Source organism: Lentibacillus sp. Marseille-P4043 (genome assembly GCF_900258515.1).
Classification (GTDB): Bacteria; Bacillota; Bacilli; order Bacillales; family Amphibacillaceae; genus Lentibacillus_C.
In genome coordinates this window covers 2959057-2973865 of record NZ_LT984884.1, presented here as the reverse complement: position 1 = coordinate 2973865, position 14809 = coordinate 2959057, and the positions used below count along the sequence as shown (strand labels likewise).

The 14809-nt window shown below is 37.3% G+C and carries 14 protein-coding genes; all 14 read left to right on the top strand.

All coding sequences use genetic code 11. The features are described 5' to 3' along the window. The first annotated feature begins 20 nt into the window (after positions 1-20). The 14 genes from yfmF to cotE all read left to right on the top strand — a co-directional run bounded on the left by yfmF (position 21) and on the right by cotE (position 14762). Positions 21-1310 (top strand): EF-P 5-aminopentanol modification-associated protein YfmF, encoded by a 1290-nt coding sequence (gene yfmF / locus C8270_RS14755; protein WP_106497564.1) that lies wholly within the window; start codon positions 21-23, stop codon positions 1308-1310. Continuing rightward, entirely contained in the window at positions 1303-2586 is a 1284-nt protein-coding gene (gene yfmH, locus C8270_RS14750; protein WP_106497563.1) for an EF-P 5-aminopentanol modification-associated protein YfmH, read from the top strand. Before yfmF ends, yfmH begins: the two co-directional genes overlap by 8 nt. A 14-nt stretch (positions 2587-2600) precedes the next feature. Continuing rightward, complete coding sequence (gene ymfI, locus C8270_RS14745) at positions 2601-3317, top strand: elongation factor P 5-aminopentanone reductase (protein ID WP_106497562.1); 717 nt, start codon at positions 2601-2603, stop codon at positions 3315-3317. A 299-nt stretch (positions 3318-3616) separates the two neighbouring features. Next, the gene (locus C8270_RS14740; protein ID WP_106497561.1) at positions 3617-4408 is read left to right on the top strand and encodes a DUF3388 domain-containing protein; all 792 of its coding nucleotides are present in this window, start codon (positions 3617-3619) and stop codon (positions 4406-4408) included. An 18-nt stretch (positions 4409-4426) separates the two neighbouring features. Further along, complete coding sequence (locus tag C8270_RS14735; protein WP_106497560.1) at positions 4427-5347, top strand: helix-turn-helix domain-containing protein; 921 nt, start codon at positions 4427-4429, stop codon at positions 5345-5347. Positions 5348-5439: 92 nt separating this feature from the next. Continuing rightward, positions 5440-6018, top strand: a complete 579-nt coding sequence (gene pgsA, locus C8270_RS14730) for a CDP-diacylglycerol--glycerol-3-phosphate 3-phosphatidyltransferase (RefSeq protein WP_106497559.1) — start codon at positions 5440-5442, stop codon at positions 6016-6018. Continuing rightward, the gene (locus C8270_RS14725; protein WP_106497558.1) at positions 6018-7259 is read left to right on the top strand and encodes a competence/damage-inducible protein A; all 1242 of its coding nucleotides are present in this window, start codon (positions 6018-6020) and stop codon (positions 7257-7259) included. Before pgsA ends, C8270_RS14725 begins: the two co-directional genes overlap by 1 nt. A gap of 175 nt (positions 7260-7434) precedes the next feature. Then, positions 7435-8475 (top strand): recombinase RecA, encoded by a 1041-nt coding sequence (gene recA, locus C8270_RS14720; RefSeq protein ID WP_106497557.1) that lies wholly within the window; start codon positions 7435-7437, stop codon positions 8473-8475. Positions 8476-8799: 324 nt separating this feature from the next. After that, the gene (gene rny / locus C8270_RS14715; protein WP_106497556.1) at positions 8800-10359 is read left to right on the top strand and encodes a ribonuclease Y; all 1560 of its coding nucleotides are present in this window, start codon (positions 8800-8802) and stop codon (positions 10357-10359) included. A 146-nt stretch (positions 10360-10505) separates the two neighbouring features. After that, a complete protein-coding gene (locus C8270_RS14710) occupies positions 10506-11303 on the top strand; it encodes a TIGR00282 family metallophosphoesterase (protein WP_106497555.1) in 798 nt (265 codons plus the stop codon). Between the two features lie 105 nt (positions 11304-11408). Next, positions 11409-11669 carry a stage V sporulation protein SpoVS gene (gene spoVS / locus C8270_RS14705; protein WP_028782854.1) on the top strand — a complete coding sequence of 87 codons (261 nt, stop codon included), beginning with the start codon at positions 11409-11411 and terminating at the stop codon, positions 11667-11669. Between the two features lie 362 nt (positions 11670-12031). Next, positions 12032-13600: a tRNA (N6-isopentenyl adenosine(37)-C2)-methylthiotransferase MiaB gene (gene miaB, locus C8270_RS14700; RefSeq protein ID WP_106497554.1), complete on the top strand. Its 1569-nt coding sequence runs from the start codon at positions 12032-12034 to the stop codon at positions 13598-13600. A gap of 2 nt (positions 13601-13602) precedes the next feature. After that, positions 13603-14031, top strand: a complete 429-nt coding sequence (locus C8270_RS14695) for a RicAFT regulatory complex protein RicA family protein (RefSeq protein ID WP_106497553.1) — start codon at positions 13603-13605, stop codon at positions 14029-14031. 158 nt (positions 14032-14189) lie between these two features. Further along, the gene (gene cotE, locus C8270_RS14690; protein WP_106497552.1) at positions 14190-14762 is read left to right on the top strand and encodes an outer spore coat protein CotE; all 573 of its coding nucleotides are present in this window, start codon (positions 14190-14192) and stop codon (positions 14760-14762) included. The last annotated feature ends 47 nt before the right edge of the window (positions 14763-14809 follow it).

The following is a 14809-nucleotide window of genomic DNA, read 5'->3' as shown; positions in this document are numbered from 1 at the left end:
ATAAAATAGGAGGAAATCGAATGAGCAATGTTGCCGAAGAAGTTTTTCAAGAAAATGGATTTCATTTACATGTCATACCGAACAAAAAGCATAAAACGATTGCTTTTGTAGCAAAACTGAAAGCACCCCTGGATAGAGAAACAATTACCAAAAGGGCTCTACTTCCGTACGTATTGCAGCAAGGAACGAAATCGTTTCCAAACAGCACATCTTTGCAAGCAAGACTGGACGATTTGTATGGGGCAGTATTGTCCATTGACGGTGGAAAAAAAGGAAATAATCATATCATTAGTATTCGGTTGGAAATAGCAAATGACAAGTTTATCGCTGATGAATCCTCTGTAATTGATAAAGGGATTGCACTATTAAATGAAGTTATTTTTCAGCCTAATGTTACGGCTAACTGTTTTGATGAAAGAATTTTGGCGCGAGAAAAAGAAACATTACACCAAAAAATAAATGCGATCATTGATGATAAAATGAGTTACGCCAATATGAGGCTGATTGATGAAATGTGTGCTAACGAAGTATACCAATTACATGTTCATGGTTATCAAGAAGATCTTGACACCATTACGGCTGAGAATTTATATGACTATTACCAAACAGTAGTGGAAAAAGATCAATTGGATATTTATGTTTCTGGAGATATTGAAAGCCGCGAAATCAAAGAAAAAATAACAACACAATTGGGACGAAATGAGGTAGATCATCATACCGAGCAACAAACAGAATCAAAAAAAGAACGGATAGAATCGAATACAGTAATTGAAAAACAAGCAATCCAACAAGCAAAACTACATCTGGGCTATCGCACCAATATTACGTATTCCGATGATGATTACTTTGCATTACAAGTATTTAATGGCATTTTTGGCGGGTTTCCAAGCTCCAAACTCTTTATCAATGTTCGGGAAAAGAATAGCTTAGCATATTATGCTGCGTCTCGTTTTGAAAGCCATAAAGGGTTATTGCTCGTCTTCAGCGGAATCGCTCCACAGGATTATGAGCAAGCAAGAGAAATTATTGAACTACAAATGGAAGCTATGAAAAAAGGTGAATTCGCGGAAAATGAAATCGAAGAAACGAAAGGATTAATTGTTAATCAACTATTGGAAACGATGGATCATCCACAAGGAATCATTGAAATGTTGTATCAACAAGTAATCGGAAACAAAAAATTGCCACCGGAACAATTAATCGCTGACATTAATCAAGTTAAAAAACAAGATATTGTTGATGTCGCCAATAAACTGGAATTAGACACGGTTTACCTTTTAACAAAGAACGGGGGGAATTCGGATGAATAGGCAATCTTATCAAGATATTGAAGAGACAATTTATTCAGAGAAACTTGATAATGGATTAACTATATTTTTACTACCGAAGCAGGAAATGGCCAAAACGTACGGCATTTTTTCAACGAATTACGGTTCGATTGATCAAACGTTCGTACCTATTGATCAAGATGAGCAGGTTACAGTTCCAGAAGGTGTCGCACACTTTTTAGAGCATAAGATGTTTGAAAAAGAGGATCGAGATGTGTTCGCTGATTTTGGAAAACAGGGTGCTTCAGCCAATGCCTATACATCGTTTACAAAAACAGCATATTTGTTTGCAGCTACAGATCAAATCGAGAAAAATGTAGAAACGTTAATTGATTTTGTACAGGATCCGTTTTTCTCGGAACAATCGGTGGAGAAAGAAAAAGGGATTATTGGTCAGGAGATAAAAATGTATGATGATCAACCTGATTGGCAAGCGTTTATGGGAACAATTAAAGGTATGTTTCAAGAACATGCTGTAAAAGTTGATATTGCCGGAACAGTGGAGTCGATCAATTCGATTACGAAAGATGATTTGTATACGTGCTACAATACGTTTTATCATCCTGAAAATATGACATTGTTTATCGCCGGAAATTTTGACGTTGACAAGATGACAAAATTGATCAAAACAAATCAAAGCAAAAAAAAGTTTGCTAAACTGGAGAAAATTAAACGAAATTATCCGCATGAGCCCGAGGAAGTGGCAATGGCTGAAAATAAGATTGTAATGCCAGTTTCAGTTCCAAAATGTACAGTAGGTATTAAAGAATCGGCCAAAGAAATGAGTGGGGATGAATTCTTAAAGAAAGATTTATTGCAAGGTATGGTAATTGACCATTATTTCTCAAAGGGTGGACCATTTTACCAAGAGTTATATGATCAAAAACTAATTGATGCCAGTTTTTATTTTGAAACCAATTTAGAGAAAAACTTCGGCTATTCATTGATTGGCGGTAATACAGGTGAACCTGATCAGTTTGCCGAAAAGGTCAAGGAAATGCTGATGCGTACAAATAAAGCAACACTAACTGAGGAAGAATTTACGCGAATGAAAAAGAAAAAAATTGGCCAATTATTACGGGCTATGAACTCTTTGGAATTTATCGCCAATAAATTTATCCACTATCACATTGTAGGAATTGATTTGTTTAAGTTGATTCCAACCATTCAGTCTTTAACGTTAGATGAAGCAAATAATTTTATCCAAAACTGGATTAAGGCTGAGCGTTTATCGGTTTGTAAAATAGTTGCGGAGTAAGAGTAGGCGATATTATGGGGAGAAATATACTAATTGTTGGAGCAAGTGGCGATATTGGGATCGCCATCGCAAAGCGTTTAGCAACAGATGGAAACCAATTGATTTTACATTACCATAAAAATAAGCAAGCTATTGATCAATTGCGAAATACCGTAAAACGAGAACAAATTCTGCTGGAGGTTCAAGCAGACCTCGCAACGGTAAATGGGATTGATAGGTTGCTCAATCAATTGGTTTTTCCTGTTGATGCGATTGTTTTTGCTAGTGGTAATGCGCATTATGGCCTGTTTCAACAAACAACTGTTGAAGAGATGGATGACATGTTAACCTTACATGTAAAAGCACCTTGGATCATTACAAAGCAACTATTGCCGTCCATGATTCAACAACACTTTGGTTCCATTATTTTTATTACGTCGATTTGGGGAAATGTTGGAGCTAGTAATGAGGTCATGTATTCTTCGGTCAAAGGAGCACAAAACAGTTTTGTGAAATCGTTGGCCAAGGAGGTTGCTCCAAGTGGGGTCTCGGTTAATGCAATTAGTCCGGGCTTCATTGATACGAAAATGAATGCGAATTTATCACCAGCAGAAAAGGAAGAAGTCATCGCCCAGATCCCTATGAACAGGGCCGGGAAACCAGAAGAAATTGCACATACTCTCAGTTTTTTGCTGGATGAACGATCGAACTATATTCAAGGGGAAATTATTGAAATAAATGGTGGTTGGTAACGTCTTTAGGCCGGCATCGCTTCCTACATGTATAAACAATCGATGGTAAAACTTGTGCAAAATGAAGGAAATTTACATTAAAAATCTTTATAATAAAGAAGCTGAGGAGATAAGTCGGCTTCTTTATTTTTGTGTAATATGTTCATTAAATAATCTGAAAGTAACTTTTTGAACAACCTCTTTTAGCATATTTTTCTAGGAATCTGCATTTATATTGTTAATCTCCTTTTCACAATACAAAAAATCATTTATTATAGAGTAGGATGTAATTTTTAAGTATGGATTAAAAGGAGCGTACTATGGAGAAAACAGAATGGTATTTTGAATATGAAATTCAATACAACCGTCCTGGATTATTAGGTGATATTTCCTCATTATTAGGTATGTTATCCATCAATATCATTTCAATCAATGGTGTTGAAAATTCACGACGGGGTATGCTGCTTCTTTCAAAAAAAGATGAACAAATTACGCGGTTAAAATCAATTTTACAAACAATGGATACAATAAAAATAACAAAACTGAGGAAACCTAAGTTACGGGATAAATTAGCGGTTAGACATGGAAGGTATATTCACAGTGATGTTGATGATCGGAAGACATTTCGTTTTGTCCGAAATGAATTAGGTTTACTTGTTGACTTTATGGCAGAATTATATAAAAAAGAGGGACATAAATTAATCGGGATTCGTGGAATGCCACGTGTAGGTAAGACGGAATCGATTGTTGCAGCTAGTGTTTGTGCAAATAAACGCTGGTTATTTGTTTCGAGTACTTTATTAAAGCAAACCATCCGGAGCCAATTAATACAAGATGAATACAGTAGTGATAATTTATACATTATTGATGGTATTGTCTCAACACGTCGTGCCAATGAAAAACATTGGCAATTAATACGGGAAATTATGCAGCTTCCTGCTGTCAAAGTCGTGGAACACCCTGATATGTTCGTTCAATCTACTGAGTATGAGTTGGATGATTTTGACTATATTATCGAACTGCGGAGCAATGAAGAGGAAGAAATAACATACGAACCAGTTGAAAGATCCCAATTTAGTCAAGGAAACGGCTTTTCTATGTTTGATTTTTAAAATGGATGGTGTTTACGAATGGAAATAGGCACAAGACTAAAAGAAGCAAGAATGGAAAAAGAGTTGTCGTTGGATAGTGTACAGGAAACAACGAAGATTCAAAAACGATACTTAATGGCGATTGAGGAGGGCAATTTTCATATTTTGCCTGGTAAGTTTTATGCTAGAGCATTTATTAAGGAATATGCTAATGCTGTAGGATTAGATCCGAATGAACTATTGGAAGAGTACAAAGAAGAAATACCCGAAACAGATGAAGATAGCACTGCACAATATACCCGAATTCAGCGATCAAGAAAAGAGAGTAATTCAGCTAAAAATTCAGCAGTTTTTTCATTAATACCCACTATAATTGTTGTTTTGCTAGTGATAGGTATTGTTTTCGCTGCTTGGTATTTTTATAAAGAAGCAATCTCAAAGGACAATTCAGATCCTGTTGATAAACCAGATGACAATGAAATCATTTATAATCCGGATGACGAAGATCAAAATAAAGAAGCTTCAGAAGACGATACAGCTGCAGATGATGATGCAACACAGACTGAAGAAGATCAGGCGGACAATAGTGATGAGAAAACAGATACAGATACAACTGAGGCGAAGTTGACAGTCGTTGAAACTGGTACAGGCGCTAGCCCTGAATCAACACTGGAATTAGAGAATGCGGGGGATGATGTAACAATCACATTTGAATCAGAGGGTAATTCTTATCTTGGTGTAAAAAACGGGGATGGAAAATCATATTATGAAAAACCATTCACTGCTGAGGAGTCGCCAAAAGAAATTGATGTTTCCGAAGATGAACGTATTTATTTGAACGTTGGGAATGCCCCGCAACTAAAAATAACTATAAATGGTGTTGAGTTAGAATATCCAGTAGACCCTGCAGACACAGTTCACCAAAAACTTTGGATAAATTTAAAACCAACATCAGAATGACAAGAAATAGTTGGATGTAGCACAAAACCCTTCCCTCATTCCATGTGGAAGGGTTTTACAACTTGTTATCATACATAGGAGGCCAAAGCATTATGAATATACCAAACAGAATCACACTTTCACGTATTTGTCTGATCCCAATTTTTATTATCCTGCTCAGCGTTCCATTTGATTGGGGAGAGTGGCAAATCGGAGCTTCCGAATTACCGGTTGTTGACTTTGTAGCGGCATTATTATTTATCATAGCATCTACAACAGATTGGATTGACGGACATTACGCTCGAAAACATAACTTAGTTACGAATTTAGGAAAGTTTCTTGATCCATTAGCGGATAAATTACTCGTTTCGGCGGCACTCATCTTATTAGTTGAAATGGGGTTAGCTCCAGCATGGATCGTAATTGTTATCATTAGTCGTGAATTTGCTGTGACAGGTTTACGTCTTGTTGCAGCTGGTGAAGGAATTGTTCTTGCTGCTAGCAAAATGGGAAAGTTAAAAACAGTTACACAAATCGTTGCAATAGCGGCACTGCTGCTTCACAATTTTCCATTTTCCTATATGAGCTTTCCATTTGCTAGCGTCATGTTATATGTTGCGTTATTTTTTACGGTTCTTTCTGGGTATGACTATTTCGTTAAAAATTGGAATGTAATGAGGGATTCGAAATAATGGGACAAATTAAATCAGAAATAATAGCAGTTGGAACAGAACTTCTATTAGGGCAAATTGCTAATACGAACGCCCAATGGATTTCCGAACAATTGGCATTACACGGAATTGATATCTATTATCATTCCGTTGTCGGTGATAATTTACATCGCGTGCAGGAACAATTTTCACAAGCATCTAAACGCTCTGATGTTATTATTGTTACAGGGGGACTAGGCCCAACAGATGATGATATGACTAGAGAAGCATTTCAACGTATTTCTAATTTGGAAATTGTGGAGCACAAACCATCAATGGAAAAAATAATGGCTTATTTTACAAAACAAAATAGTACCATGACACCAAACAATAAAAAGCAAGCACGTGTATTCGCCGGAGCAGATGTGATCGAAAATCGTGTTGGGATGGCACCTGGGATGATAGTTACGCATGAAGGAAAAACGTGGGTTTTCCTTCCGGGGGTTCCAAAAGAAATGAAGGCAATGGTATCTGATCATGTTCTTCCATTTTTAGCTGAGCGGACTGGAAGCAACATGGTTATTCAATCAACGATGCTTCGGTTTACCGGTATCGGTGAATCGCGTTTGGAGCATGAATTACAATCGATTATCGCACAACAAACAAATCCAACTATTGCACCGTTAGCGCAGACTGAGGGTGTCGCTATTCGTTTAACAGCAAAGGCTAATACACATCACGCCGCAATTGAATTGATCAATCATACAAAAGAGAAAATCCTCAACAAAGTAGGAGAGTATTGTTACGGTGTTGATAATGAAAAACTGGAGGAAAAGGTTTTTCAGCTGTTACAGAAAAAAGGTTGGACATTGGCAGCTGCTGAAAGTCTAACTGGTGGGATGTTTTCTGATCGATTTGTAGCAATCCCGGGTGCTTCTACTGTATTTGCTGGAGGCATTGTTTGCTATGATACCAAAGTAAAAGAAAATGTGTTGCGCATCTCTTCTGAAACCATCCAGGAAAAAGGAACGGTTAGCTATGAGTGTGCAAGTGAAATGGCCACAAATATTTCGAAACTTTTAGATGCAACAATCGGGATAAGTTTTACTGGTGTTGCGGGGCCAGATACGGTAGAAAGTCAGTCAGCTGGTACCGTTTTTATTGCTATTTCTACTAAAACAGGTCAACAAGTAGAAAAATTCACTTTTCAAGGTGATAGAAAAACGGTAAGAAGCAAAACTGTAATGAAAGGGTATGAATTATTATTTCAATCGTTGAAATAATAAATTTGTCCTCAATTATCGATGAAAATTTATTTTTGAGCTGGTACAGCGTATGAAATACTAGTTTTAGACCAGTAATTTGTTGTAAAAAACAAGAACATTTATTCGGACTTTTCTTGGCAAATAACAAAAAACAATGTATGATAGAATTAGTTAATTAAAGGAGGTAAACTCGTTGAGTGATAGAAAACAAGCTTTAGATATGGCGTTAAGACAAATAGAAAAGCAGTTTGGGAAAGGTTCAATTATGAAATTGGGTGAGCAACCCCTGCAAAAGATAGAAACGATCCCTAGTGGCTCATTAGCGTTAGACGTAGCACTAGGTATAGGTGGCTACCCTCGTGGACGTGTTGTAGAAATTTATGGTCCAGAATCATCAGGTAAAACGACTGTGGCACTTCATGCAATTGCCGAAGCACAGCGAAAAGGTGGGCAAGCGGCATTTATCGATGCCGAACATGCGCTCGATCCAACTTATGCCCGTGCCTTAGGTGTTAATATTGAAGATTTGCTTTTGTCACAACCAGATACAGGTGAGCAGGCGTTGGAAATTGCGGAGGCACTTGTGCGTAGTGGTGCTGTAGATATTTTAATCGTGGACTCTGTTGCGGCTTTAGTTCCAAAAGCAGAAATTGAAGGGGAGATGGGAGACTCTCATGTAGGTTTGCAAGCACGTTTAATGTCGCAAGCATTGAGAAAACTATCAGGTGCCATCAATAAATCAAAAACGACTGCTATTTTCATTAACCAAATTCGGGAAAAAGTAGGCGTGATGTTTGGAAATCCAGAGACTACCCCTGGCGGACGTGCGCTTAAATTCTACTCATCTGTACGATTAGAAGTGCGGCGCGCAGAAACACTTAAGCAAGGAAATGAAGTGGTAGGAAATAAAGCTAGAATAAAAGTTGTGAAGAATAAAGTAGCACCTCCTTTTAAACAGGCGGAAGTAGATATTATGTATGGAGAGGGTATTTCCAAGGAAGGTGAAATACTTGATATTGGCTCCGATTTGGATATTGTTAACAAAAGTGGCGCCTGGTATTCTTATAATGAAGAACGTCTCGGACAAGGAAGAGAAAATTCTAAACAATTCTTGAAAGAAAATGAGGATATGATGGCAGAGATTCACGATGCCATTCGGGCCCATTATAATTTAGATGCAACGGATGATGAATCCGAGGAAACATTAGAAGAACAAGGAAGTCTTGATGTTTGATAATAAGTAAATACCCGTAGTCCTTTGCTAATTCACCTGCAAAGGATTATTTTTTTATTTATTTTTAACACTTAAGGGAAGTAAATTACTAGGATCTAAGTAAAAACTTTCACTCATTATGGAAGATAGGTTCAATGTCATCCATTTCTAAACAAATTTGCTTTAATTGTGACGTTTCCTTGACATTGGTTAACTTGGGAATTAAAATTAATATGTATAATTTTATAATTTTTGTTATACGATTTTTGGTTATTTATTCATTGAACATGGTACATGCCGACAATAATGAATTGTACAATTTTATAGCAATAGGAGGTGAATTCCGTGGATATTACTTTGATCATCTCCATTTTGCTTACCCTAATCGTCGGTATTGTTGTTGGTTATCTGATTCGTAAATCTATTGCAGAAGCTAAAATTTCTAGTGCAGAAAATTTAGCAAAGCAAATAGTTGATGAAGCACATCGAAATGCAGATGCCGCTAAGAAAGAGGCACTTCTTGAGGCGAAAGATGAAAATCATAAACTTCGCCAGCAGACAGAGGATGAATTACGAGAAAGACGAAACGAAATGCAAAAACAGGAAAATCGTCTGACACAAAAAGAAGAGAATCTGGACAGGAAAAGTGAAACACTGGACAAGCGTGAACTCTTGATGGAGAAAAAGGAACAATCGCTTACAGAAAAACAACAACAAATTGAAGAAATGGAAAGCAAAGTGGAAGCTATGATACAAGAGCAGCAAACGGAGCTTGAACGCATTTCAGGATATACAACTGACCAGGCAAGACAGGTAATTTTAGAGCGTATTGAACAAGAGGTGACACACGAGTCAGCATTAATGATAAAAGAAGCTGAAAATCGTGCTAAAGAAGAAGCTGATAAAAAAGCAAAAAGTATTCTTTCCCTTGCGTTACAACGTTGTGCTGCAGACCACGTTGCTGAAACAACCGTATCTGTTGTAAACCTTCCAAATGATGAAATGAAAGGACGTATTATCGGACGTGAAGGTCGTAATATACGTACATTAGAAACGTTAACAGGAATCGATTTAATCATCGATGATACACCGGAAGCAGTTATTTTATCAGGATTCGACCCAATTCGTAGAGAAACTGCTCGTATGGCTTTAGAAAAGCTCGTACAGGATGGTAGAATTCACCCTGCAAGGATTGAAGAAATGGTGGATAAAGCCAGACGCGAGGTTGATGAATATATACGGGAAGTTGGCGAGGAAACAACATTTGAAGTTGGGGTGCATGGTCTACATCCAGATTTAATTAAAATTCTTGGTCGTTTAAAATACCGTACAAGCTATGGTCAAAATGTGTTGAAGCATTCTACTGAGGTGGCATATTTAGCTGGGCTGCTTGCTGCAGAATTAGGTGAAGATGAAACACTTGCAAGACGTGCTGGCTTGCTTCATGATATCGGTAAAGCGATTGATCATGAAGTAGAAGGTAGCCACGTAGAAATTGGTAAAGAACTTGCAATGAAGTATAAAGAACATGAAGTTGTAATCAATTCGATTGCTTCCCACCATGGCGATGAGGAACCTACTTCAATCATTTCTGTCCTTGTAGCTGCAGCAGATGCACTTTCTGCAGCTAGACCTGGAGCAAGAAGTGAAACGCTTGAGAACTACATTAAGCGCTTGGAGAAATTAGAAGAGATTTCAGAATCGTTTACAGGTGTAGAAAAATCGTTTGCAATTCAGGCAGGAAGAGAAATTCGTATAATGGTTAAACCTGATGAAATCGACGACATTGAATCGGTACGAATAGCACGGGATATTCGCAAACGGATTGAAGGGGAACTCGATTACCCAGGGCATATAAAAGTAACGGTTATTCGAGAAACAAGAGCAGTTGAATATGCAAAATAACAAACGTGGAAGCGATAATCGCTGAAACTGGATAAAAAATAAAAGTGGTCATGTGACCGCTTTTATTTTTTATCGTTAATTTTGACAAAGACATATTTGTTATGAAACACTTATAATACTTATACTAGATAGGATGAATGCGACTTATGAAAATATTATTTATCGGTGATGTAGTAGGCTCACCAGGACGAGATATGGTACAAGAATACTTACCAAAATTAAAGGAAAAATACCGCCCGCACATGACAATCATTAACGGAGAAAATGCGGCATCCGGGAAAGGGATTACGGAAAAAATTTACAAGCAGTTTTTAGAATGGGGTGCACAAGTGATTACAATGGGTAATCATACTTGGGACAAAAAAGACATATTTGAGTTTATTGATGATGCCAAATATATGATACGTCCAGCTAACTTTCCAGAAGATACACCTGGAAAAGGTATCGTTTTCTATAATTTAAATGGTACGGAAATAGCTGTCATTAACATGCAAGGACGGACTTTCCTGCCGCCTCTTGATGATCCGTTTCGAAAAATAGATGAATTAATAGCGGAAGCACAAAAACGGACGAATATCATCTTTCTTGATTTTCACGCGGAAGCAACAAGTGAAAAACAAGCAATGGGCTGGTATGTTGATGGGAGAGTTAGTGCAGTCGTTGGTACACATACACATACACAAACAGCAGATGACCGCATTTTACCTCAAGGTACTGCATATATTACGGATGTAGGGATGACTGGACCATATGATGCTATTTTAGGTACAGAAAGGCAAGCAGTACTGAGTAAGTTCCTCACAAATTTGCCTGTGCGTTTTGAAGTCGATAAAAAAGGGAGAACACAATTAAATGGATTTTTAGTGACTATTAACGATAAAACAGGTTTTGCGTCCAACGTAGAGCGTATTTTAATTAATGATGACCATCCTTTTTTTAGTTGAAATTTGAATTATTTGAATTCTTCCTGCATAATAAGGTAATAAGCTATCATCTCCAAGAATATAGTAGCAGTAGAACTACATTAGCAAATGAAGGAGGTACTAGTAATGGAAATATTAAAAGTGTCAGCTAAATCAAGTCCAAATTCAGTAGCAGGTGCACTCGCAAACGTCTTACGAGAACGTGGCTCAGCGGAAATTCAAGCAATCGGCGCAGGTGCATTAAACCAAGCCGTGAAGGCAGTAGCCATAGCTAGAGGATTTGTAGCACCAAGTGGGGTTGATCTGATTTGTATTCCGGCATTTACCGACATTATGATCGATAATGAAGAACGTACAGCAATTAAACTGATTGTAGAACCTAGATAATTAATTCATTATAAGGAGTTGTTCAAAAAGATACCAAATAATAAGTGGTGAATCGCTTCGTTGGCTTGCTTTTTCGCTCCTTTTGTACCTTTTTATTGTACATTCCGGGGCCCAAAGCTACGCCGCATCGATCTGCTTGCTTCTAATTTGGCAATTTTTGAACATGATTTATAACATAAGTGTTGCGTTTAATGCGTAGCACTATTTTTATGTGCATTTTTTTGCAGCCTTCTACTTTGCAAAAGGTTTTTGTTTGCGATCATTGTTCATGTATTGTTTAATTTAAGTATAAGCTTTATACTGTAATAATGTACGAAAAATGATGGTAAATGCGTTTTTTATATAAAGAAAGGAGTCTCGTTATGAATGAACAACAACGAAAAGAGCAGGCGCAAATTAAACAAGTAGATGCCGCGGACAAAAAATCCGGACAGGACAAACCATTAAGTGAAAAAACAAGTGTGGATTTTGCGAAATACTTTGAAACAACCTATGAACCACCAAACCTTAATAAAGCACGTAAACGAGGTCGAGATAAAGTAAACGTGCATTATGATTTTGGCATTCCAGAAGACATGGAGAACATTGGAAAAGGCAAAAAGTTTCTTATCCGTACATATGGCTGTCAAATGAATGAACATGATACAGAAGTTATGGCAGGTATTTTAACAGATATGGGCTATGAGTCAACTTCTGATACAAATGAGGCAGACATTATTTTGTTAAATACATGTGCGATACGGGAAAATGCCGAAAACAAAGTATTTGGCGAGATCGGTCATTTAAAACCGTTAAAGCTGGAAAAACCAGATTTGATTTTAGGTGTTTGTGGATGTATGTCACAAGAAGAATCTGTTGTGAATAAAATCATGAAGAAGCATCAACATGTAGATTTGATTTTTGGAACGCACAACATTCATCGCCTTCCACAGTTAGTGAAAGAAGCCATGTTTGGCAAGGAAAAAGTTGTCGAGGTATGGTCCAAAGAAGGCGATATTATTGAAAACCTTCCAAAAGCACGTAAGGGAAAAATTAAAGCATGGGTAAATATTATGTATGGCTGTGACAAGTTCTGTACATATTGTATTGTACCGATGACCCGTGGTAAAGAACGCAGTCGCAGGCCAGAGGATATTATTCAAGAAATTCGCCATCTGGCTGCACAGGGCTATCAAGAAGTGACATTACTTGGTCAAAATGTGAATGCTTACGGAAAAGATTTCGAGGATATGATGTATGGGCTAGGGGATTTAATGGATGATATCCATAAAATTGATATTCCACGAGTTCGTTTTACAACGTCACACCCGCGTGATTTTGATGATCGCTTAATCGAAGTACTTGCCCAAGGCGGTAATTTGCTTGATCACATTCACTTACCTGTCCAATCTGGTAGTAGTGAAGTGTTGAAGAAAATGAACCGTAAATATACCCGGGAAGACTATTTAGAATTGGTCCGTAAAATCCGTAAGGCCATGCCAAACGCTACATTAACAACCGATATCATCGTTGGCTTCCCAAATGAAACAGAGGAACAATTTGAGGAAACAATGACACTTGTTGAAGAAGTTGGTTTTGAAGCGGCATATACATTTATTTATTCACCTCGTGAAGGTACACCAGCAGCACGCAAAAAGGATGATGTGCCGGAAGAAGTGAAGAAGCAGCGTCTCTATCGTTTAAATGACCTTGTGAATAAACAATCAGCCGAATCAATGAAACAATACGACAATAAAATCGTAAAGGTACTTGTAGAGGGTGAGAGTAAAAAAGATCCGGATGTTCTTGCCGGCTACACGGAAAGAAACAAATTGGTAAACTTTAAAGGGCCAAAATCAGCAATCGGAAAAATCGTTGAAGTGGAAATAACAGAAGCGAAAACATGGTCATTAAATGGTATAATGGTAGAAAATACAGTTGAGGTGAATTAAACATGGCTGAATATACACGTACGCAAATATTGGACCAAGCAAAAAAATTAGCTGGAATGCTTGCTAACACTGAGGAAATTGATCGTTTTAAACAAGTTGAAGCTAAGATTAATGAAAATAAAAAAGTACAACGATTGATCAATAAGATTAAAACACTGCAGAAACAAGCAGTTAATTTTCAAGCATATGAAAAAAAGGAAGCATTAAAAAAAGTAGAGGAAGAAATTGATCGTCTACAAGAAGAGATTGATGAAATCCCTGTTGTACAAGAATTTAAAGAAACACAAATTGTTGTAAATGATGTGTTACAACTTGTTACTGGTACCATTGCCAGAGAAGTAACCAATGATGTCATTGAATCAACTGGTGGTGACCTGCTTTCAGGTGAAACTGGTTCCAAGGTGAATAACGGCTCTGCATGCAGCCATTAAATTAGAAATCCAAGCGAGTTGCAGTCACACTCGCTTGGAATTTTTGTTCATAACCTTTCCCCGTTGTACCGTTCTTTTTGCTTTCATAGAATCAGTTATGCACTTTAGGTATTTGTCTTGCATAAAATGACTATGAGAAAAAGGAGGTATACGTAATTATGAGTTTTCTTGATCAAGAATATAGAGAAATCATTACGAAAGCCGTTTGTGGAAAGGGACGTAAATTCACGCAAGCAACGCATTCTGTAACACCATCACATAGGCCATCAAGCATACTCGGTTGTTGGGTCATCAATCATTTGTATAATGCCAAGAAAAAATCGGAGGATACGGTTGAGGTAAATGGTAGCTACGATATTAACATTTGGTATTCGTACAATGATAATACAAAAACAGAAGTCGTGACAGAGCGAGTAACTTACTGTGATTATATTCCGTTATCTGTTAAGGATGACAACTGTTTAAACGATGACTATGATGTAATTTGCAAAGTGGTACAACAGCCTAACTGTTTAGAATGCAAAATTGCGAATCAAGGTCACAAAATCGTTGTTGAAATTGAGCGTGAATTTGTTGTGCAAATCATTGGCGAAACAAAAGTCAACGTTCGAGTAAGTCCAAAAGGGCACGATTATGATGATGACGATGATTGGGGTTTTGATATTACGGATGATGAACTTAGTGATGTGAATCCTGATTTCCTAAACGAAAGCAGTAGTAGTAAAGACTAGATAACTTACGAGGGATAAATTCTCTCGTAAGTTTTTTCTTTTTGAAC

Excerpts from the sequence above, each read along its gene's own strand:
- yfmF (WP_106497564.1), top strand. The coding sequence starts at position 21 with ATGAGCAATGTTGCCGAAGAAGTTTTTCAAGAAAATGGATTTCATTTA.
- yfmH (WP_106497563.1), top strand. The coding sequence starts at position 1,303 with ATGAATAGGCAATCTTATCAAGATATTGAAGAGACAATTTATTCAGAG.
- ymfI (WP_106497562.1), top strand. The coding sequence starts at position 2,601 with ATGGGGAGAAATATACTAATTGTTGGAGCAAGTGGCGATATTGGGATC.
- C8270_RS14740 (WP_106497561.1), top strand. The coding sequence starts at position 3,617 with ATGGAGAAAACAGAATGGTATTTTGAATATGAAATTCAATACAACCGT.
- C8270_RS14735 (WP_106497560.1), top strand. The coding sequence starts at position 4,427 with ATGGAAATAGGCACAAGACTAAAAGAAGCAAGAATGGAAAAAGAGTTG.
- pgsA (WP_106497559.1), top strand. The coding sequence starts at position 5,440 with ATGAATATACCAAACAGAATCACACTTTCACGTATTTGTCTGATCCCA.
- C8270_RS14725 (WP_106497558.1), top strand. The coding sequence starts at position 6,018 with ATGGGACAAATTAAATCAGAAATAATAGCAGTTGGAACAGAACTTCTA.
- C8270_RS14710 (WP_106497555.1), top strand. The coding sequence starts at position 10,506 with ATGAAAATATTATTTATCGGTGATGTAGTAGGCTCACCAGGACGAGAT.
- spoVS (WP_028782854.1), top strand. The coding sequence starts at position 11,409 with ATGGAAATATTAAAAGTGTCAGCTAAATCAAGTCCAAATTCAGTAGCA.
- miaB (WP_106497554.1), top strand. The coding sequence starts at position 12,032 with ATGAATGAACAACAACGAAAAGAGCAGGCGCAAATTAAACAAGTAGAT.
- C8270_RS14695 (WP_106497553.1), top strand. The coding sequence starts at position 13,603 with ATGGCTGAATATACACGTACGCAAATATTGGACCAAGCAAAAAAATTA.
- cotE (WP_106497552.1), top strand. The coding sequence starts at position 14,190 with ATGAGTTTTCTTGATCAAGAATATAGAGAAATCATTACGAAAGCCGTT.